This window comes from Fodinicola feengrottensis, from assembly GCF_039530045.1.
GTDB lineage: Bacteria > Actinomycetota > Actinomycetes > Mycobacteriales > HKI-0501 > Fodinicola > Fodinicola feengrottensis.
This window is the reverse complement of record NZ_BAAANY010000010.1, coordinates 110,508-128,843: the sequence shown is the minus strand read 5'-3', so window position 1 is coordinate 128,843 and position 18,336 is coordinate 110,508. Positions and strand designations below refer to the sequence as shown.

Genomic DNA, 18,336 nt, shown 5'->3' with positions numbered 1-18,336 from the left:
GAGTTATCGTTGGTGGGTGACGGGGTCGCTTGGGGGTAGGTTCGCGGCGCTGGCGGGGGCGCACACAGTTTCGGTGCTGGGTAATGGGTTTGGGCGGGTCGCGCTGGCGTTTGGGGTGCTTGGTTTGCCCGGCGCGACGCCGGCCCGGCTCTCGGTGGTGCTCTGCGCGCAGGCGCTCCCACAGCTGGTGTTCATTCTGCTGGGCGGGGTGATCGCCGACCGGATGCCCAGAGCCCGGTTGATGGTGGGTGCGGAAATACTCGCAGGCCTCGCCTGGGCGGGGCTCGCGACGCTGGTTTTCGCCCGTACGACAGCGATAATGCCGGTGGTCGTGCTCGCTTTCTTCGCTGGGCTGGCTTCCGCGCTGTTCTTTCCGGCGATGAGCGGGATGGTGCCGGAAATCGTCGCGGACGAGGATTTGCAGCGCGCCAACGCCTATCTGCGCATCGGACAGAACCTGTCATTGATGCTCGGGTTGGTACTTTCCGGAGTGGTGGTCGCGCTCGTTGGCGCGGGATGGGCGATCGCCTTGAACGCTGCTTCTTTCCTTGTCAGCGCCGCGCTTATCGGTGCGATTCGAGTGCCGGCCCGGGTCCGGAAGGCGTCGACGCTGCTCGCTGACCTGCGTCAGGGTGGCCGGGAGTTCTTCTCGCGGCAATGGCTGTGGGTGGTGGTCGCGCAGTATTCGTTGGTAGTGGCCGCGGTCAACGCCAACGTTGGTGTTCTCGGGCCGCTGATCGCCGTGCGCGGCCTTGGTGGCGCGCAGGCCTGGGCGGTCATCGTCGGGGGGGGGGCAGGCGGCCGGCACCATTGGCGGTGCGGTGCTGGCCAGCCGGATCCGGGTCGGTCGGCCGTTGCTGGTGGCGGTGCTGGCGACCTTCCCGGCGGCGTTGCCGATGCTGTTGATCGCCGGCCACGCGCCGGTTTGGCTCTGCGCGGTGGCGATGCTGGTGGTCGGCGTGTCTAACGACGTGTTCAGCGTTTTGTGGGCGACCACACTGCAGCGTGAGATCCCCGGCGAAGTGCTGTCCCGGGTCAGCGCGTACGACGGATTCGGCTCACTCGCGCTCGCCCCGCTCGGTCTGCTGGTCGCCGGTCCGATCGCGGCCGCGGCGGGCGCCGAACCGACCCTCGTCGGATGCGCCGCGCTGGTGTTGGTGGGTACGGCCGGCGCGTTGCTTTCGCCGCAGGTGCGTCAGTTGCGGTCGGTCAGTCGGTCGCGAGCAGCTCAAGACTCCGGTCAGCTGTCACCTCGACGGTGAGCCCGGCCCGCGAGACCGCTCGAGCCAGTCCGTCCACAGTGGACGGTTCGCGGCCCAGGCGGACCAGCACCGCGGCCAGCCGGCCCTTGTACATTTTGTTGTGGTGACTGACCGTCAGCCGTCGGCCGGTGGCATCCTCGGTAACCACCCGCACGGACACCGCGCCCGCGATCGGCGCCAGAGCCGCATACGTCCCAGAACGCAGATCGACGACCAGATCGTCGATCTCGGCCAGCACCGGCTCCAGCGTCGGGCGCCAGAAGGAACGCAGGCCACCGACGGCCGGCAACGTGCTGGCGCCGGACAGCCGGTAGGCCGGGATCGGGTCAGCGCCGCCGACCAGCCCGAACAGCGCGGAGGCCACCACCAGTCGGCGATGCGCTTTTTCCCGCTCCCGCCGGGAAAAGCTGGCAAAACCCAGCGCGTCGTAAAGGACACCGGTGTAGCGCCGCAACGCCGGCACGGTGGGAGCGGTCCAGAGTTCCGCGTTTCGGGAGACCTCGTCCTGCTGGCGTACGGACAGACCGAGCGCCACCAGGCTCGCCGGCACGTCCGCGGCCAACTCCACCACCGCATCCGCGAGCTTGCGGCGCGGCGGGGACAGGTCCGGCCAGCTCAGCGCGTCCAAGTCCAGCGGCGGACCCTCGCCGCCGAGCGCCTTGGTTTCCGACGGAGGCAGCAGGACCAGCACGAACACGAGCGTAATCGGCCGCGGATCAGCCCGCTGAGCGGCCCTTGTCCAGCATCGTTCGGGTCAGCGCCGGCCGTACTTCGATGCCGGCCGGCGTCAGCAGGCTGTCCACCGGCTCCTCCCGATCGAGGGCACAGACGACCGTGGTCACGGTCGCACCAGCCGCACGCAGCAGGCGCGCCGCGTTCACCACCGCTCCGCCGGTGGTGATCACATCCTCCACCAGCGTGACTGTCCGCCCGGCGCAGTCGCCGCCCTCGGCGGCCCGCCGAGTCCCGTATGGCTTGGGCTCCTTCCGTACGAACAGCGCGGGGATGCCGGTCGCCTGGCTGAGCAGCGTCACCAGCGGGATTCCGCCCAATTCCAGGCCGCCGAGCAGGTCGGTGCCGGCTGGTACCAGCGGCACCATTGCGGCCGCGACCCGGCTGACCAGCACCGGATCGGCCTCGAAGAGATACTTGTCGAAATACTCGGTGGCCGTGCGACCCGAGCGCAGGGTGAACTGGCCGCTCAGCCGGCAGCGCTCGTCCACCGCACGGGCCAGATCGGTCAGGTCCTCGATGTGCATCTGTCTCCCATCACTCGCCGGTGCTGCCGTCCAGCAGCTCGCGGACGACATCCAGCTGGCCCATGTGCCGCGCATACTCCTGCAGGAGATGGAACAGGATCCGGCCCAGTGTCGGTGCGTCGGCCTCGGTCTTGAAGCGTCCACCGACCTGAGAAACATCAGTCAACCGAGCGTCGGCGACGATAACTTTTCCTTGCCGCACCTCGGAAAGATAACCGGCCCACACGTCATCGTGCCCGACGACCGACCATTCCTGCGGGTCGCCGCCGGGCGGATACGCCACCACGTCCTGCGCGGCGAAACCCCACCGCAGCCATCGCCGCTCGACCCAGCCCAGATGTCTGACGAGCCCGAGCGGCGCCCAGCCGAACGGCTCCACCGGCGTGCGGAGCTGGGTGTCCGAGAGGCCGGCCAGCTTTCGGGTGAGCGTCTCGCGATACCAGTCCAGATAGCCCACCAGCAGCTCGTACGGATCGGCCTCCCGGACATCGGGACCGTCCAACACCAAAGGCACCCTGCCAGCCGCGTCCGCCATGCCCATCACCGTACGGCCTCGGCTGTTTCTGTGTGTGGACGGCAAACATCACGCCTGGGCAGGGGTGAACATGTACGGAATGGTCCCGGCGACCGGTCGTCGGTGAGCTACCGGACCAAAATTTCCGCGACCCGGGGTACGTTGCGGGCATGTCCGACTTCATGATCAAGGCGCTTACGCCGGAGACGTTCGGCGACTTCGCCGCTCTCGTCGAGCGGAACGGGGGGATGTTCGCTGGCTGCTGGTGCACGAAGTTCCATCCCGACTGCGCGGAGAAAGGCGATAGCGCCGGGGAGAACCGGGCGCTGAAGCAACGTCTGGTGGCTGACGGGGTCGCGCACGCGGCGCTGGTCTACGACGGCGACCGGGCCGTCGCCTGGGCGGAGTACGGATCACCTGAGGAGCTGCCGAGCATCCATCACCGCAAGGAGTACCTCGCCACTGCCGAGCGACTGCCCGACTACCGGGTTACCTGCATCCTGGTCGAGCGAGGCCGTCGCGGTCACGGCCTGGCGGCGATCGCCCTACGCGGCGCTGTCGAGCTGATCGCGTCGGCCGGCGGTGGTCTGGTCGAGGGCTACCCGCACGACACCGGCGGGGTCCGGAAGAAGAACTCGTCGTTCCTCTATAACGGCACCCGCGCGATGTACGAGCGTGCGGGCTTCAGCTACGACCGACCCAAGGGCCAGGGCAACTGCGTGATGATGCGCGACGTAGCCCCGAGCACGCCCGACTAAAACCCAAGGCATCCTTCGTCGACAAAATTCACTGCCGGCGTGGCTGCGCTGGTCATCTCTTTGAGAACCTCCAGTTTCGCTGCCGACTCATCAATATCTCCGGGCGCCGGCGTATTCGGCGGGCCAGATCTGCTCGATCCGGACCACCGCTCCGGAGTGTGGCGCGTCGATCATCAAGCCACCGCCGAGGGCTATGCCGACGTGGTGGTAGTAGTCGGGTTGGTCGCCACTGGTGTGGAAGAACACCAGGTCACCGGGCTGTTCCCGGCCAGGTGGCACCGGCTGGCCGAGCCGGTGCTGACCGCTGGCGGTATGCGGCAGGCTGACACCGACCTGTGCCCAGGCGTAAAGCGTCAGTCCGCTGCAGTCAAAGCCGATGCCCGGTTCGGTACCAGTGGTTGGCCCGCGCGCGTCGCCGCCGGCGAACACATACGGGGTGCCGAGCCAGCGCCGGGCGGCGAGCACTACCGCCAACCCGCGGGCCGATCCACCGGAGCGTCGGCCGTGGCCGTCCAGCGGCAGCAGCCGGACCGGCCCACCGAGGCCGGCCAGCAGGGTGAGCGGGTCGACATACTGCCCGTTCAGCAGTGCGCCCCAGTGCAGGCAGGCGGCCATCGGGCAGCCCGGATGGCCGCCGATCAGGGTGCCGATCAGCGTCCCGTACGTCACCGCGTCGCCACGGTGCACGATCGGCCGGACCGGCTCATATGTGGTGCGCAGGCCGCCGGAGTGTTCGATCGACACCACCGGTCGGCCGGCGAGGTCACCGGCATAGACGACCCGGCCCGAGCCGGCCGCCCGGACCGGCGCGCCGGCCGGCGCGGCCAGGTCGACACCGCGGTGACCAGGTGAGTACGGACCGGCCGGCGGATCGAAGCCGCGGACCACCGGCGGCACGCCGTCCAGCGGCCAGACCAGCGTTGGTGGCGTCGGTGGCGGGACGGTGTCGGCACTCGCGCCGGCGGGCCATAGCAGCCCGGCGACCAGGTGGGTGGCGAGCAGCACAGCCAGCAGCTCACCGGCCAGCAGGGCGATGGGTCTGAGCGATCGCGGGTCGAGGCAGCGCATGTGACCAGGCTGCCGCCGCCGGGGCCGGGGTGGCGGCCGCGATCGCGAATCTGTGGACGACAGGTCGCACTGTGGATAACGCCGAGCGGGCCGCCCGATGTGGTATGTCGTTAACCGGTCTTGAGCTTGGCCAGCCGCTTGGCCGCCTCGGTGAGCACCTCCGGCCGCTTGCAGAACGCGAACCGGACGAGGTGCCGGGCTTCGTCCTGGTGGTCATAGAAGACCTGGCTCGGGATGGCGACCACCCCGCATCGCTCGGGCATCGCCCGGCAGAATTCGAGGCCGTCGGTGACACCGAGGCTGGACACGTCACAGGTGACGAAATACGTGCCCTCGGTACGCAGAACCGTGAGTCCGGCGTCGGCGAGGCCAGTGCGCAGCAGATCCCTGCGGGACTGCATGCCGGCGGCGAAATCCGGGTAATAGCTGGCATCCAGGTTGAGTGCGACCGCGACGGCCGGCTGCAAAGGCGCCGCGTTCACGTACGTCATGAATTGTTTTACCTTGGTGACCGCGGAAACCAGCTCCGGTCGGGCGCACACCCAGCCGACTTTCCAGCCGGTGAAGGAGAACGTCTTACCGACCGAGGAGATCTGGATCGTACGCTCGCGCATGCCGGGAAAAGTCGCCAGCGGGATGTGTCCACTTCGGACACTCTCGACTGCCGGATCGTTTTTATATGCGGCCGCGTCAGTGAAAACCAGGTGCTCGTAGACCTCGTCGGTGATCGCCACCAGGTCGTGGTCGACGCAGATCTGGGCAATGGCGGCGAGTTCTTCGCGGGTGGCCACGAAACCGGTTGGGTTGTGCGGGGAATTCAGCAGCAGCACCTTGGTTTTCGGGGTGATGGCGGCCCGCAGCTGCGCCGGGTCGAAGGTGAATCGGCCGCCGGGTTCTGTGGGCGCGTGCAACAAAACTGGCTTGCGGACAGCCTGGGCGAGCGCGATGCAGGCCGCGTACGAGTCGTAATAAGGCTCCAGGCAGAGCACCTCGTCGCCAGGTTCGCAGAGCGCCAGGATCGCCGCGGTGATCGCCTCGGTGGCGCCGGCGGTGACCATGACTTCGCTGTCCGGGTCGTAATCCAGCCCGTACCAGTGCCGCTGGTGGCGCGCGATCGCCTGCCGCAGGGCCGCGATGCCAGGCCCCGGCGGATACTGGTTCTGGCCGGTACGCAAGGCCTCGACGGCCGCCTCGATCACCTCGGCCGGGCCGTCGGTGTCCGGGAAACCCTGGCCAAGGTTGATCGCCCCGGTCCGCACCGCCAGCGCGGACATCTCCGCGAAGATCGTGGTGCCGAATTCCTGCATACGCGTCACAAGCCCTGCCATCGCCATGCGAAGAGCTTAAGACGCGGCCATGGTGGGCAGTCGAGAGTGGATCGTACGGACGAATCGGGCCGCGTCGGCGACGCTGATCCGCAGGCTCTTGTACGGGCTGGGCAGCGGCTGGCCGTTGCGGGAGATCAGCGCGTCCGGGTGGAAGTCGATGCGGACGGTCGCGTCCCCGTACGCCAGCAGAGCCACTCCGTCCTTGCCGACTTTCAGGCCCGTACGACCACCGAAACCTTCCGACCGCTTCCGTTCGACCACCGCCGCCCGGACCGTGTCGTAGCCGAACCGGAGCTCGGTAGACACCCCGTCGCGAACGACGATCGCATCGCCGGTCAGCAGATGCGGTTTGACGGCGAAGCTGGCCATCATCCCGAGGATCCAGAAGACCGCGTAGACGTGCAGCACGATGCTGGCGACCTCCCAGCCGATTGGTACGCGCAGCAGGGCCAGCACGAACTCCACGGCACCGCCCTCCACCACGCAGAGCACGACGATCGTCCAGAAGAGCATGGTGTCGGTCCGCGGATAGTCGAAGGCGGTGCCGCCGCGGTGGTCCGGCCGGCGGGCGATCCAGCGACCGAGAGCGGCGAAGAGCCGTGGCTCCGCCGGAAAGAGCAGCGGCAGGAGTTTTCGCATGCCTACCCCCATTTCTGGATCTCGTCGGTCAGCAGGCCGAAGCACTGTCGCTGGGCGGAATTCAGGTCCGAGCCGACCGCCCGCAGGAACAGGTCGGAGTCCACGGTTGGCGCGTTCGCGGCTGTCAGCACCTTGGTGCGTACGTCCTGGGCGTACGCGATCAGCTCGGCGGCCACCTCGTCGATGACCGGCCGGCCCGCGTCCCGTTCGGTGAGCTTTTCAAAACGCCGTGCCACCGCCAGTCCGCGCTCGGTGATCTCGTCGTCGTCCAGCACCGCCTGATACGCAGAGGCGACCACCTCGCCGCCCGGCGCGGCGCCGATCATCTCGGCGATCCGGCGCTCCCGTTCGTACGCTGGATGGTCCCCGGCCCGCTTCTCCCAGTGGGCCAAGACCTCGGCAAGCTCGGCGGACAAGGTCAGATCGCCCTCCCGGGTCGCCAGTTCCAGTAGCCGCTCCCGCTGGGCGCGGATCCGGGCTTCCTGTTCGGCCAGGTCGGCGGCGATCTCCACGACGATCTCGCGCAGCTCCCGGCCCTGGTCGTCGGCCAGCGCATCGGCCACCTCGTCCAGGCTCAGCCCCAGGTCAGCGAGCCTGCGTACGCGCAGCACCCGGACGACGTCGGCCATCTCATACCCGCGATAGCCGTTCGACCGCCGCGCCGGTTCCGGCAACAGCCCTATCCAGTGGTAATGGCGTACCGCCCGCGTCGAGATGCCGGCGATCCGGGCCACCTCACCAATCCGCAGGAGTGTCATGCCCACAGTAAAAACCTTGTCGTAGCGACAAGGTCAACCCCAACGTCAAAAGATAGGGTCGAGACCATGCCGATCATTAATGTGCAGATGTTTCCCGGGCGTACGGCCGAGCAGAAGGCGGCGATGGCGCAAAAGGTCACCGACGCGTTTCTGGAGACCTGCGGGCGACCGGGCCAGTCGCCCGCGAGCGTGACGGTGATCATCACCGAGGTGGCCCACGAACACTGGGCCGTCGGCGGAAAACTGGATTCCTGATGCGGATCTCCGTCTCCGCGGACGAGAACACCGGTGTCGCCAGCGATGTCGTACGACTCCTCCAAGAGCACGGCCATCAAGTAACCACGCACGGCGCCCTGGCTCAGAGAGAACGAACCGACTGGGCATGGGCGAGCGAGGCAGCCGCGCGGGACGTGGCCGACGGGCGCAGCGACCAGGCGGTGGTGTGCTGCTGGACCGGTACGGGCGCGTCCATCGCGGCCAACAAGGTCGCCGGCGTACGAGCGGCCCTGTGCACCGACGCGGAGACGGCTCGCGGCGCCCGGGTCTGGAACGACGCGAACGTGCTAGCCCTCAGCCTGCGCCTCACCTCCGCCGCCCAGCTCGACGAGATCCTGCGCGCCTGGTTCGCCGCCGTCCCCAGCCCCGAGCCCACCGACCAGGCCAACATCGCCCATCTCACCCAGATCTGACCTCCGCGAACGCGACGTTTCCGCGGTCAACCCCGGCGTGTTGCCAGCGAGAACGTCGAGTTCGGGGAGGTGATGGAGATCGCGTGCGGCTGGATCCGGCGGCGGCGGGTGGCTCGGTGCGCTTGGATGGGGGCATGAGTTACTCGCCGGACTGGACTCCTCGGGACGATCTGAACGACCAGACCCGCCAGCTGCCGAACACCGATCCGGCGGCCGAGGCGGCCCGTCGGGCGGCGTCGGCCGGCGGCACCGTCTACAGCAGCGGGTCGGTCAGCCAGCCGGCCGACTCGGCCGGGTACGGCGCCCATCCGGCGTACCAACAGCAAAACGACCAGACCCAGCCGGCCGCGACACAGCCCCCACCTGGGCCGCTGCCGCCGCAGATCATTGCGCCAGCGGCCAACCAGCCGCCTCCCCAACAGCCTCCCCAGCAGAATCCTCAGCAAAACCAGCCACCGGGCCAGCTACAGATGCCGAGGCCGGCGCGGCCGGCGAGCGCGATCGGTGCCGGCACCATCGCCGGTGTCGCCGGGCTCGCGGTGGCGTTGCTGCTGATCGGTATCCCGGCCGGCCTGCTGGCCTGGCGGGCGGCCGGTCACCTGCCGGCCGCGGACGGGTCGGGGGTGATCGCCGGGTCGCTGCTGTTGGCTGGTACGGCCGCACTCGCCGGCGGTCTTGCCTCGGTGCTGCTTCGTCGTACGAGCGAGCAGTCGGCTGTGCAGCGGCTGCTCAGCCCGCCGCTGGTCTTCGTCATCGTGGGCGTGCTGCTCATGCTTTTCGCCGCAATCGCAGCCTGAGGCCCTGCCGCCGGAAGGCGATCGGGGGAGCGCGTAGACTGTTAATGCAGCCCGTATGCGCGGGCTGACTACGCGCGTCCTTCGCCGGCACCGCCCCAGGTGGACTCCGGCAGCGCCGAGGCCTCGGTCCATTCCGCAGCTACGGATGGTTCGTCTCGTCGCTGGGACGCCAGGGCGGGCACCACCCGGTGGCCCGCGGCAACCGAGCAGCGCGGACCACCCGCAAGTGGGCCGCGCGAGGCGAAAGGGAGGCGTGCCACAGTGGCCGTCGTCACCATGCGAAACCTGCTGGAAAGCGGGGTTCACTTCGGGCACCAGACCAGGCGCTGGAACCCGAAGATGAAGCGCTTCATCCTGACCGAGCGCAACGGCATCTACATCATCGACCTGCAGCAGACCCTGACGTACATCGACAGCGCGTTCGAGTTCGTCAAGGAGACCGTGGCGCACGGCGGCACGATCCTGTTCGTAGGCACCAAAAAGCAGGCCCAGGAAGCGGTCTCCGAGCAGGCCCAGCGGGTCAACATGCCGTATGTGAACCAGCGCTGGCTGGGTGGCATGCTCACCAACTTCCAGACCGTGCACAAGAGGTTGCTCCGTCTCAAGGAGCTCGAGATGATCGAGCAGACCGGTGGCGAGAACGTGCTGACGAAAAAGGAAGCCCTGGTCCTGTCCCGGGAGCGGATCAAGCTGGCCCGCACCCTCGGTGGCCTGCGTGACATGAGCCGCGTTCCGTCAGCGGTCTGGATCGTGGACACCAAGAAGGAGCACATCGCCGTCGACGAGGCCCGCAAGCTGGGCATCCCGGTGGTGGCCATCCTGGACACCAACTGTGACCCGGATGAGGTCGACTACAAGATCCCGGGCAACGACGACGCGATCCGTTCGGCCGCGCTGCTCACCCGGGTGATCGCCGACGCCGTCGCCGAGGGCCTGATCGCCCGTGCCGGCCGGTCCGGTGCCCCGGAGGGCCAGGACAAGCCCGAGCCCGGTGTGGTCGGCGTGGACGAGCCGATGCCGGAGTGGGAGCGGGCCGTGCTGGAAGGCAGCGAGGCCAAGGCCGCTGAGGCAGCCGCCGCCGACGCTCCTGCCGCCGCGGTGGAAGCCCCGGCTGAGGCCGTTGTCCCGGAGCCGGCCAGCGCGTCGGTCGGTGCCGACAACTCCTGATCCACCCGCAGTTTGCCGGCTGTCCTGCGGCTTCGTACGGCATCCCGCCGGCCAGCGATGGCCGGCGGGGGTCGTACGGGCGGGGCCGTGGAGGCCGGCTTTCCGGCGAACACCTTTAGACAAATCCTCGAAATGAGAGAGAAACGAGATGGCGAACTTTACCGCCGCTGACGTGAAGAAGCTCCGGGACGCCACCGGTGCCGGCATGATGGACGCCAAGCGCGCCCTGGAAGAGGTCGACGGCGACTTCGACAAGGGCATCGAGCTACTGCGCGTCAAGGGTGCGGCGAAGGTGGCCAAGCGGGCCGAGCGGACCGCCGGCAACGGCCTGGTCGCGGCGGTCGACGGCGCGATGATCCAGCTCGCCTGCGAGACCGACTTCGTGGCCAAGAACGAGCAGTTCCAGCAGATGGCCGCTGACATCGCGGGTGTCGCGTGGGCGGGCAAGCCCGCCGACCTGCCGGCGCTGCTGGCCCTGGAGCTGTCCGACGGCAAGACCGTGGCCGCCGAGATCGACTCCGCCGCCGCCACCATCGGTGAGAAGCTGGAGCTGGCCAAGCTTGCCGTCTTCGACGGCAAGGTCGCCGCGTATTTGCACCGCCGCAACAGCGACCTGCCGCCGCAGGTGGGTGTGCTGATCGAGTTCACCGGCGACGACGCCGAGACCGCCCGCAGCATCGCGATGCACATCGCCGCGATGCGCCCGCGTTTTGTCACCCGCGACGAGATCCCCGCCGACCTGGTCGAGAGCGAGCGGCGGATCGCCGAGGCGACCGCCCGCGAGGAGGGCAAGCCCGAAGGCGCGCTGCCCAAGATCGTCGAAGGTCGCGTCACCGGCTTCTACAAAGAGGTCGTCCTGCTGGAGCAGTCTTTCGCGCGGGACCAGAAGAAGACCGTCAAGCAGGTGGCCGAGGAGGCCGGTTTGACCGTCACCCGGTTCGCCCGCTTCGAGGCCGGCCAGGCCTGATCGTACGCAACGGCCGCCGCACTGATTTTCCTCGGTGCGGCGGCCGTTTTGTGTTTTCTCAGCGATAGACGCGATTTAGCGTGTCCTGCCAGGCCTTTGTCGCTTTTTCGGCGTCGGCACCGAAACAGTGGTGGCCGATCGCGCCGGAGCTGTGAAAGCGGTAAAGCGCGTCCTTGCCGCGAATCCCCAGCACCTCCCGCACCTGGGGGATCGTGTAGTCGACCACGCCGTCGATCGGATCGAGGCCGTCCACCGCCATCCGGACCGGGTCGCCGACCCGCAGCGGCTCGGTCAGCCCGAGACCGTCGACCAGCAGCGACCACGGATCGGTGCCGTCGGGTGCTTTTGGCAGCTGTGCGTAGACGTACGTGCCTGGGCGGCCGGCGAAGTACCGTACGTACTGACCCAGGGTGTGCAGGTAGAAGTCCCAACCGGACGTGGTCATGTCCACGTACTCGTCGCCCCATTCCGGCCCGATCCGTCCACTGTGGACGAAGCGGAGCACGGTGCTGCCGCCGTCTTTGGCCTCCAACAGATATTCCATCGCGTGGAAGCTGCCGTCATCGCCGGTCGTGGTCTCGTATGCGAGGTGTTTGGGGGGATCCCACGCGGTGATCGTGGACTGCTCGGAAAAGTCGCCGATGGTCAGCTTGATCTTGCCGCCGACAGCCGGATCGATCTCGTGCGGACCCATGAACCACGACGACATCCCCGGTCCGGTGGCGATCGCGTCCCACACCAGCTCCGGCTCGGCCGGCAGTTCGACTTCCTTGTTGATCTCAAAATCCCGGGACACCGGTCACCGCTCCTTCGGTTTGGCTTTGACGCTGGGATGAATCGCCACCACAAGATGGTGGTCGCGGCCGCGCTCGGCTTTCTCGTCGTGGTACCTGCTCACCAGCGCGGCCACCGCGGCCGCGAGCTCCTCAGCGAAAGCGGCCCGATCGGCCGCCGACGCGAACCGCACCTCGCCGTCCATGGCGAAGGTCGCCAGCGGCTTGCCGGCCTTGGTGGAGCCGGTGATCAGGTCGCCGACATCGCGGACCAGCCGGGCCGCGACGGCCAGCAGCCAGCGCGCCGACAGCCGGTCCGGCGCCCGGGCCGGGTCCGGCTCGACCGCCGCGAGGGCGTTCGGGGAGATCACGTACGAAGCCGCGGTGGCCTGCATCAGCCGCTCGTACATATTCCCCTTGCGGCGCTCTTCCACCAGCTCGACAAGACCGTGTTTTTCCAGCTCCCGCAGGTGATAGTTGACCTTCTGTCGGGCCAGCCCGACGCGGGCCGCGAGGGTCGCCGCCGAGCTCGGCTCGGTCAGCGCCGCGAGCAGCTGGACCCGCATCGGGTCCAGTGAGACCTCGGCCACCGCCGGGTCGTCGATTACCGCTACTTCCAACATGCGCCCAGCCTCGCACCGACAACATATCTTGTCAAGAAGGTGCGGACTGTCCAGTCAGGGTTGTTTGGGAACGGGTGCACCACAGCAGGCGCTGTCCGGCCCGAGCGCCCGGCCCGATAGATTTGCGTCCGATGTTCGACCACCGATGAGAGGGATTTGACGTTCATGACCCCGACTGCCGCCGATTCCTCACCTCCTGCCGTCGACCTCCGGCAGAGCTGGAAGCGGGTGTTGCTCAAGCTCTCCGGTGAGGTCTTCGGTGGCGGTGAGGTCGGTGTCGACCCGGACGTGGTGCAGACGATCGCTCGGCAGATCGCCGAGGTGGCGCGCAGCGGTGTCCAACTCGCGCTGGTGGTCGGCGGCGGCAACTTCTTCCGCGGCGAGGAGCTGTCGCACCACGGCATGGACCGGGCCAGGGCCGACTACATGGGCATCCTCGGTACGGTCATGAACTGTCTCGCCCTGCAGGACTTCCTGGAGAAGCAGGGCGTGGAGACGCGAGTGCAGACCGCCATCACGATGGGCCAGGTCGCCGAGCCGTACATTCCGCGCAAGGCGATGCGGCACCTGGAGAAGGGTCGCATCGTGATCTTCGGCGCCGGCGCCGGCATGCCGTATTTCACCACCGACACGGTCGCCGCCCAGCGTGCGCTGGAGATCGGCGCCGACGTCGTACTCAAGGCCACCAAGGTCGACGGCGTGTACGACTCGGATCCGGCCAAGAACCCGGACGCGAAGCGGTACGAGGAGCTCAGCTTCGGCGAGGCGCTGAGCAAGGGCCTCGGGGTCGCCGACGCGGCCGCGATCAGCCTCTGCATGGACAACGACCTGCCGATGGTCGTCTTCGACCTGCTCACCGAGGGCAATATCGGGCGGGTCATCGCGGGGGAGAAGATCGGCACCCTGCTGACCAATCGATAAGCTTTAAGACGGCTGTACGCACCCGGGCAGACCGATACCTTGACGGGGTGGGCAGCGTGCCAGACCCGCATTCAGGAGGCGACCGAACGTGATCGACGAGACACTCTTCGAGGCTGAAGAGAAAATGGAGAAAGCCGTCGAGGTCGCCAAGGACGACCTCGGCTCGGTGCGTACGGGCCGGGCGGCCCCGTCGATGTTCAACAAGGTCATGGTCGACTACTACGGCTCGATGACGCCCTTGTCGCAGCTCGCCTCGATCAGCGTTCCGGAGCCGCGGATGGCCGTGGTCAAGCCGTACGACCAGTCCCAGATCGCGGCCCTGGAGAAGGCGATCCGGGATTCGGACCTCGGGGTCAACCCGAGCAATGACGGCAACGTGCTGCGCTGCGTCTTCCCGCAGCTGACCGAGGAGCGTCGCCGCGAAATGGTCAAGGTGGCGCGGCACAAGGGCGAGGACGCCAAGGTCTCGATCCGCAACGTCCGGCGCAAGGCCAAGGAAGAGCTGGACCGGATCAACAAGGACGGCGAGGCCGGCGAGGACGAGGTCAACCGGGCCGAGAAGGAGCTCGAGGCGACCACCCACAAGTATGTAGCGGCCATCGACGACCTGATGAAGCACAAGGAAACCGAGTTGCTTGAGGTCTAATGACCTTATGACGGCGGATCCCGAAGCGGCTGGCAGAGGTCGGCACCGGGCCTCTCGCGAGCGCCAGCCCAGCGCTCCCAAGGCCGGCCGCAACCTGCCGGTCGCGATCGCCGTCGGCTGTGGCCTCGGCGCGCTGGTGCTGGCCTCGCTGCTCATCTATCGCCCGGTCTTCGCCATCGTGGTCGCCGTCGCGGTGGTGCTGGCGACCGTCGAGATGGTCCGGGCCGTACGCCCGCTGGAGGCCCGGCCGCCACTGGTTCCGTTGATCGCCGGCGGCGTCGGCATGACGGCGCTTGGGTGGTTCGCGGGGGCGTCGATGCTCGCGGTCGGGTTCGTTCTCACGATCATCGCGGTGATGCTGTGGCGGCTCGGCGACGGTCCGGTCGGCTACCAGCGCGATGTCACGTCGGCCGCGCTGATCGCCGCATACGTGCCGTTGATGGCCGGCTTCACCGTCCTTTTACTCGTACCGGACGACGGCCAGCTTCGGGTGATCGCCTTCATGGCCACCGTCGTCTGCAGTGACACAGCCGCATATGCGTTCGGCGTATTGTTCGGCCGACACAAGATGGCCCCGTTGGCCAGTCCCGGCAAGACCTGGGAAGGCCTGAGCGGTTCGCTCCTGGTTTGTGCCATTGCGGGGGCACTTTTCCTTCGGTTTTTCTTCGACCGGCCGTGGTGGTTCGGGGTCATTTACGGGGTCGCGATCGCGATCGCCGCCACGCTGGGTGATCTTGCCGAGTCCATGCTCAAGCGTGACCTGGGCATCAAGGACATGGGCAGCCTGCTTCCCGGTCACGGCGGGTTCATGGACCGGCTCGACTCGGTGCTGGTCGCGGCACCGGTGGCGTATGTCCTCTTGTCGACGTTTGCGCCACCCTCGTAACAAGTGCCCCGATAAGTCGCCTTATCGCTTTCCTTGCGTACTGCCGGTGATCTTGTCGTGCGAACCGAGTAAACTCCAATGCCGTAAGCGACCGGGTCAGCACCGAGGGTTGTCAGGGGATGATCCGGCTCACCCACATACCGGCGACTTCTCGTGGGCGGCCATGGGAGAATAGGCCACACGATGACAACGCTGCCCCTGATTGACCTCGCTTCGATCGACGCCGTGGCGGAATCCGGACCAGATTCACTGGTGGCCGCCCAGCCGGCCGCCGGATCGGCGCCGGGCCGCCGGCGTGCGGTCCGGCCCCCCCGCCATCTCGCCGACCTGGACGTCGCCGCCCGCCGTGATGCGGTCGTTGAGCTCGGCCACCCGGCGTACCGGGCCGACCAGCTCTCCCGGCACTACTTCGGCCGGCTGACCGAGGACGCGCAGGCGATGACCGACCTTCCGGCGGACGCCCGGACCGAGCTCGGTGCCGCGCTGCTGCCGCCGTTGCTGTCCACGGTCCGCAACATCACCTGCGACGACGGCACGACCCGCAAGACGCTGTGGAAGGCGCATGACGGTGTGCTCTTCGAAAGCGTCCTGATGCGCTATCCAGAACGGGTCACCATCTGCGTGTCCAGCCAGGCCGGCTGCGGGATGGCCTGTCCGTTCTGCGCGACCGGGCAGGGTGGGCTGAAGCGGAACCTCTCGACCGGCGAGATCGTCGAACAGGTGGTGGCCGGTGCTCGTGCGCTGGCCGCCGGTGAGGTGCCGGGTGGACCGGGGCGGATCTCCAACGTGGTCTTTATGGGCATGGGGGAGCCGCTGGCTAACTACCAGCGCGTCATCTCGGCCGTACGGCGGCTGACCGAACCGGTGCCGCAGGGGCTGGGCATCAGCGCCCGCGGGGTGACGGTGTCGACGGTCGGCGTGGTGCCGGCCATCCACAAACTGGCCGCCGAGGGATTGCCGGTGACGCTGGCGGTGAGCCTGCACGCGCCGGACGACGAGCTCCGCGACACGCTTGTCCCGATCAACCAGCGGTGGCCGGTGGACGAGGTGCTGTCCGCCGCGTGGGACTATGCGCGGACCACAGGGAGGCGCATTTCCATCGAGTACGCGATGATCGCGGGGGTGAACGACCAGCCCTGGCGGGCCGATTTACTGGGCCGGCGGTTGGCCGGGAAGCTCGCGCATGTCAACCTGATACCGCTGAACCCGACACCGGGCAGCGCGTGGTCGGCCAGCAGCGCGGGAGATGAGCGGGAGTTTGTCCGAAGGTTGCGTGCCAGCGGCGTTTCCACGACGGTACGAGACACTCGTGGTCGGGAGATCGACGGAGCTTGCGGGCAGTTGGCCGCGGCGGAGGTGTGAGCGTGGTGCAGGGATCTGATCCGGGTGAGCGGTTCCGGCGACGTGCGCTGCGCCGGGGCTACAAGGTCGACGAGGTGGACGAGTTCCTGGACCGGGTGGACAGCACCCTGATGGGGAACCCGGATGGCCCGCCGATCACCTCTGAGGAAGTCCACAACGTGGTCTTCAGGGTGCGTTTCGGCGGGTATGACGAGTGGGAGGTCGACAAACACCTCGACCGCCTGGAGCGCCAGCTGAACGAGCTCGACAACCAGCCGGTGGCCGCGCCCGCCCGGTCGGAGCGGCGCGAGCCGGCACCGGCCCGGGCGATGGCCGGCAGCGGGATCGGCGGCGCCGCCTCGGTGGCGGCACCGATGGCCGCGCCAGTGGCTGCGAACCGGGTGCCGAGCCCGGCCCGCGCCGGCCGGTCCGGTCGTACGAGCATCGGCGTGTCCGGCGACGACGCGCCGACGCAGTACGTGCCGGCGGTCCGCCCCAGTCCATATGGCGACCAAGGCCCGCACCCCGACCAAGGCCCGGACACCGATCAGTTCGACACCCCGTCGGAGTTCCGCGACGGCACCTACGACGACTACGCCAACCGCGACTACCCCGACCAGGGCCGAGAGCAAGGTCGAGAGCAGAGCCGCGGCAACGTCCGGGACCCCCGGGACGACGGCTACCGCGACGAGTTCGACGACCGGCAACAGGGCGGCTACGCCGGCGGCGGCGGTGGGTACGACCAGGGCCAGACCTACCAGGACCAGGGCTACCGCGAGGAGCCCACTCCGGCGCCGTATCGCGGCGGCGCGGCGGCGGTTCCGCCGCCGATGCCGGCCGCGGCCACCTATGGGACTCCGCAGTCCGCCCAGGAGGAGGACAGCTGGGCCGCGCAGCTGGACCGGGACACCCGCAACTGGGACCCGACCGGCGGTGGTGGCGGTGGTGCTGGTCATGACCCGGGCAGCTGGGACACCGGCGCCACGGTGATGTGGAACCAGGCGCCGGTCGAGCCGCACCGGGTCACCGAGGTGCCCCTGCAGGTGCCATTGGCGGGCCGCCCGGACCCGGGTCGGCACGGCAAGTCCGAGATGACCGCGGAGATGCCGCAATATGGCATGAACTCGTACACCCCGCAGGACGCCGCGAAGGTCGACCAGCTCCGGTCCACCTTCAAGCAGCGCCGGTTCGGGTCGGGCTACGACGTCGACCAGGTTGACCGGCTGTTCGACGGCATCAGCGCGCTGGTGACCGGGCGCTCCGGCGGCCGGATCGACGCGGAGGACCTGGTGCCGCACTTCGAGCTGGTGCAGGGCGGCTATTACGAGGACGAGGTGGATGCCGCGCTCGGCGAGGTCCGCGACCTCTTCGGCCGCCGCGGCTGATCACCCGCAGGGTTCCAGGGCGAAGGTCTAGGGCTTCAAGGTCAAGGGCTTGAGGTCCGAAGGTCAAGGGCTTCAAGGTCAAGGGCTTCAAGGTCAAGAGCGAAGGTCAAGACCTGCCCTGCGGGGGGCGCCTCTAGGAAGAACGGGTTTGGGTGCGGTCGCCGCGTTGGGTGGGTGGTTGGGCTGCTTGTTCTCCCCGTCGGCGCCCAAGGGCAGCACATTTCCTGGCCCGGCGGCGGAGCTTGGGTGCGGTGCCCGGTTTTTGTTTGCCGCCGCCGGGTCAGGAAATGTGCAGGGCTACGCCCGCCGACGGGGAGAACAAGCAGCCCACACTCGCGAAAAAGCACGTCCCCGCACCCCACTTCATCGACCCTCGTGCGACCCCACCCCCTCCACGGACCTCGCTACTCTGCGCCACCACCTCCCGCGAGTTCGGATACTCTCCGCGATATTCGTTGTTGATCTTGGTTAGTTGGTCTACCTAAACCAGGCATTTCAGACCGATGTCCGTTTTGGGTAGGCAAACTAACCAAGATCAACAACTGTCGTCCCGAC

21 protein-coding genes and 2 pseudogenes are annotated in these 18,336 nt (G+C 68.1%); 13 read left to right on the top strand and 10 right to left on the bottom strand.

What is annotated here, in order from left to right; translation table 11 throughout:
* Nucleotides 1–16: 16 nt before the first annotated feature.
* Nucleotides 17–967: an MFS transporter gene (locus tag ABD301_RS16875; protein WP_344311236.1), complete on the top strand. Its 951-nt coding sequence runs from the start codon at nucleotides 17–19 to the stop codon at nucleotides 965–967.
* A complete protein-coding gene (locus ABD301_RS16870; protein WP_344311235.1) occupies nucleotides 960–1,262 on the top strand; it encodes a hypothetical protein in 303 nt (100 codons plus the stop codon). Before ABD301_RS16875 ends, ABD301_RS16870 begins: the two co-directional genes overlap by 8 nt.
* Here the strand turns inward: ABD301_RS16870 and yaaA are convergent.
* The 3 genes from yaaA to ABD301_RS16855 are packed head-to-tail and all read right to left on the bottom strand — an operon-like array spanning nucleotide 1,210 to nucleotide 3,056.
* The gene (gene yaaA / locus ABD301_RS16865; protein WP_344311234.1) at nucleotides 1,210–1,953 is read right to left on the bottom strand and encodes a peroxide stress protein YaaA; all 744 of its coding nucleotides are present in this window, start codon (nucleotides 1,951–1,953) and stop codon (nucleotides 1,210–1,212) included. The two genes, ABD301_RS16870 and yaaA, sit on opposite strands and share 53 nt — an antisense overlap.
* A 25-nt stretch (nucleotides 1,954–1,978) precedes the next feature.
* Nucleotides 1,979–2,521 (bottom strand): orotate phosphoribosyltransferase, encoded by a 543-nt coding sequence (pyrE, locus tag ABD301_RS16860; protein WP_163571759.1) that lies wholly within the window; start codon nucleotides 2,519–2,521, stop codon nucleotides 1,979–1,981.
* A 10-nt stretch (nucleotides 2,522–2,531) separates the two neighbouring features.
* Nucleotides 2,532–3,056 (bottom strand): DinB family protein, encoded by a 525-nt coding sequence (locus tag ABD301_RS16855; RefSeq protein WP_344311233.1) that lies wholly within the window; start codon nucleotides 3,054–3,056, stop codon nucleotides 2,532–2,534.
* 149 nt (nucleotides 3,057–3,205) lie between these two features.
* Between ABD301_RS16855 and ABD301_RS16850 the strand changes: the two genes are divergently transcribed.
* Nucleotides 3,206–3,793, top strand: a complete 588-nt coding sequence (locus ABD301_RS16850) for a GNAT family N-acetyltransferase (protein ID WP_163571758.1) — start codon at nucleotides 3,206–3,208, stop codon at nucleotides 3,791–3,793.
* 90 nt (nucleotides 3,794–3,883) lie between these two features.
* On the opposite strand, the pseudogene ABD301_RS42455 reads toward ABD301_RS16850, so the two are convergent.
* The 5 genes and pseudogenes from ABD301_RS42455 to ABD301_RS16830 form a co-directional block, all read right to left on the bottom strand.
* Nucleotides 3,884–4,222 (bottom strand): annotated as a pseudogene (locus tag ABD301_RS42455) (C40 family peptidase); the annotation flags it as partial.
* Nucleotides 4,223–4,306: 84 nt separating this feature from the next.
* A pseudogene (locus tag ABD301_RS42450) lies at nucleotides 4,307–4,861 on the bottom strand (M23 family metallopeptidase); the annotation flags it as partial.
* 110 nt (nucleotides 4,862–4,971) lie between these two features.
* Nucleotides 4,972–6,195: a pyridoxal phosphate-dependent aminotransferase gene (locus ABD301_RS16840; protein WP_163571757.1), complete on the bottom strand. Its 1,224-nt coding sequence runs from the start codon at nucleotides 6,193–6,195 to the stop codon at nucleotides 4,972–4,974.
* Nucleotides 6,196–6,204: 9 nt separating this feature from the next.
* A complete protein-coding gene (locus tag ABD301_RS16835; RefSeq protein ID WP_163571756.1) occupies nucleotides 6,205–6,828 on the bottom strand; it encodes a hypothetical protein in 624 nt (207 codons plus the stop codon).
* Between the two features lie 2 nt (nucleotides 6,829–6,830).
* Entirely contained in the window at nucleotides 6,831–7,586 is a 756-nt protein-coding gene (locus ABD301_RS16830; RefSeq protein ID WP_344311230.1) for a MerR family transcriptional regulator, read from the bottom strand.
* On the opposite strand from ABD301_RS16830, the gene ABD301_RS16825 reads away from it, so the two are divergent.
* The 5 genes from ABD301_RS16825 to tsf all read left to right on the top strand — a co-directional run bounded on the left by ABD301_RS16825 (nucleotide 7,521) and on the right by tsf (nucleotide 11,206).
* Nucleotides 7,521–7,841 carry a 2-hydroxymuconate tautomerase gene (locus ABD301_RS16825; RefSeq protein ID WP_344311229.1) on the top strand — a complete coding sequence of 107 codons (321 nt, stop codon included), beginning with the start codon at nucleotides 7,521–7,523 and terminating at the stop codon, nucleotides 7,839–7,841. The two genes, ABD301_RS16830 and ABD301_RS16825, sit on opposite strands and share 66 nt — an antisense overlap.
* The gene (locus tag ABD301_RS16820) at nucleotides 7,841–8,275 is read left to right on the top strand and encodes an RpiB/LacA/LacB family sugar-phosphate isomerase (RefSeq protein ID WP_344311228.1); all 435 of its coding nucleotides are present in this window, start codon (nucleotides 7,841–7,843) and stop codon (nucleotides 8,273–8,275) included. Before ABD301_RS16825 ends, ABD301_RS16820 begins: the two co-directional genes overlap by 1 nt.
* 83 nt (nucleotides 8,276–8,358) lie before the next feature.
* Entirely contained in the window at nucleotides 8,359–9,072 is a 714-nt protein-coding gene (locus tag ABD301_RS16815) for a hypothetical protein (protein WP_344311227.1), read from the top strand.
* A gap of 261 nt (nucleotides 9,073–9,333) precedes the next feature.
* Complete coding sequence (gene rpsB, locus ABD301_RS16810) at nucleotides 9,334–10,239, top strand: 30S ribosomal protein S2 (RefSeq protein ID WP_344311226.1); 906 nt, start codon at nucleotides 9,334–9,336, stop codon at nucleotides 10,237–10,239.
* Between the two features lie 148 nt (nucleotides 10,240–10,387).
* A complete protein-coding gene (tsf, locus tag ABD301_RS16805) occupies nucleotides 10,388–11,206 on the top strand; it encodes a translation elongation factor Ts (RefSeq protein ID WP_344311225.1) in 819 nt (272 codons plus the stop codon).
* A gap of 58 nt (nucleotides 11,207–11,264) precedes the next feature.
* On the opposite strand, the gene ABD301_RS16800 is transcribed toward tsf, so the two are convergent.
* The gene (locus tag ABD301_RS16800; RefSeq protein WP_163571752.1) at nucleotides 11,265–12,002 is read right to left on the bottom strand and encodes an SRPBCC domain-containing protein; all 738 of its coding nucleotides are present in this window, start codon (nucleotides 12,000–12,002) and stop codon (nucleotides 11,265–11,267) included.
* A 3-nt stretch (nucleotides 12,003–12,005) separates the two neighbouring features.
* The gene (locus ABD301_RS16795; protein ID WP_344311224.1) at nucleotides 12,006–12,602 is read right to left on the bottom strand and encodes an ArsR/SmtB family transcription factor; all 597 of its coding nucleotides are present in this window, start codon (nucleotides 12,600–12,602) and stop codon (nucleotides 12,006–12,008) included.
* Nucleotides 12,603–12,767: 165 nt separating this feature from the next.
* Here ABD301_RS16795 and pyrH point away from each other — a divergent pair, with 165 nt between their 5' ends.
* The 5 genes from pyrH to ABD301_RS16770 all read left to right on the top strand — a co-directional run bounded on the left by pyrH (nucleotide 12,768) and on the right by ABD301_RS16770 (nucleotide 17,781).
* Entirely contained in the window at nucleotides 12,768–13,523 is a 756-nt protein-coding gene (pyrH, locus tag ABD301_RS16790) for a UMP kinase (RefSeq protein WP_163571751.1), read from the top strand.
* Nucleotides 13,524–13,611: 88 nt separating this feature from the next.
* Nucleotides 13,612–14,169: a ribosome recycling factor gene (frr, locus tag ABD301_RS16785; protein ID WP_163571750.1), complete on the top strand. Its 558-nt coding sequence runs from the start codon at nucleotides 13,612–13,614 to the stop codon at nucleotides 14,167–14,169.
* A gap of 7 nt (nucleotides 14,170–14,176) precedes the next feature.
* Nucleotides 14,177–15,055 (top strand): phosphatidate cytidylyltransferase, encoded by an 879-nt coding sequence (locus tag ABD301_RS16780; RefSeq protein WP_163571749.1) that lies wholly within the window; start codon nucleotides 14,177–14,179, stop codon nucleotides 15,053–15,055.
* Nucleotides 15,056–15,304: 249 nt separating this feature from the next.
* Entirely contained in the window at nucleotides 15,305–16,417 is a 1,113-nt protein-coding gene (rlmN, locus tag ABD301_RS16775) for a dual-specificity RNA methyltransferase RlmN (protein WP_425551955.1), read from the top strand.
* Between the two features lie 2 nt (nucleotides 16,418–16,419).
* A complete protein-coding gene (locus ABD301_RS16770) occupies nucleotides 16,420–17,781 on the top strand; it encodes a DivIVA domain-containing protein (protein WP_344311222.1) in 1,362 nt (453 codons plus the stop codon).
* Nucleotides 17,782–18,336: the final 555 nt, after the last annotated feature.

Excerpts from the sequence above, each read along its gene's own strand:
- pyrE (WP_163571759.1), bottom strand. The coding sequence starts at position 2,521 with ATGCACATCGAGGACCTGACCGATCTGGCCCGTGCGGTGGACGAGCGC.
- ABD301_RS16855 (WP_344311233.1), bottom strand. The coding sequence starts at position 3,056 with ATGGCGGACGCGGCTGGCAGGGTGCCTTTGGTGTTGGACGGTCCCGAT.
- ABD301_RS16850 (WP_163571758.1), top strand. The coding sequence starts at position 3,206 with ATGTCCGACTTCATGATCAAGGCGCTTACGCCGGAGACGTTCGGCGAC.
- ABD301_RS16840 (WP_163571757.1), bottom strand. The coding sequence starts at position 6,195 with ATGGCGATGGCAGGGCTTGTGACGCGTATGCAGGAATTCGGCACCACG.
- ABD301_RS16835 (WP_163571756.1), bottom strand. The coding sequence starts at position 6,828 with ATGCGAAAACTCCTGCCGCTGCTCTTTCCGGCGGAGCCACGGCTCTTC.
- ABD301_RS16825 (WP_344311229.1), top strand. The coding sequence starts at position 7,521 with ATGGCGTACCGCCCGCGTCGAGATGCCGGCGATCCGGGCCACCTCACC.
- ABD301_RS16830 (WP_344311230.1), bottom strand. The coding sequence starts at position 7,586 with ATGACACTCCTGCGGATTGGTGAGGTGGCCCGGATCGCCGGCATCTCG.
- ABD301_RS16820 (WP_344311228.1), top strand. The coding sequence starts at position 7,841 with ATGCGGATCTCCGTCTCCGCGGACGAGAACACCGGTGTCGCCAGCGAT.
- tsf (WP_344311225.1), top strand. The coding sequence starts at position 10,388 with ATGGCGAACTTTACCGCCGCTGACGTGAAGAAGCTCCGGGACGCCACC.
- ABD301_RS16795 (WP_344311224.1), bottom strand. The coding sequence starts at position 12,602 with ATGTTGGAAGTAGCGGTAATCGACGACCCGGCGGTGGCCGAGGTCTCA.
- pyrH (WP_163571751.1), top strand. The coding sequence starts at position 12,768 with ATGACCCCGACTGCCGCCGATTCCTCACCTCCTGCCGTCGACCTCCGG.
- ABD301_RS16780 (WP_163571749.1), top strand. The coding sequence starts at position 14,177 with ATGACGGCGGATCCCGAAGCGGCTGGCAGAGGTCGGCACCGGGCCTCT.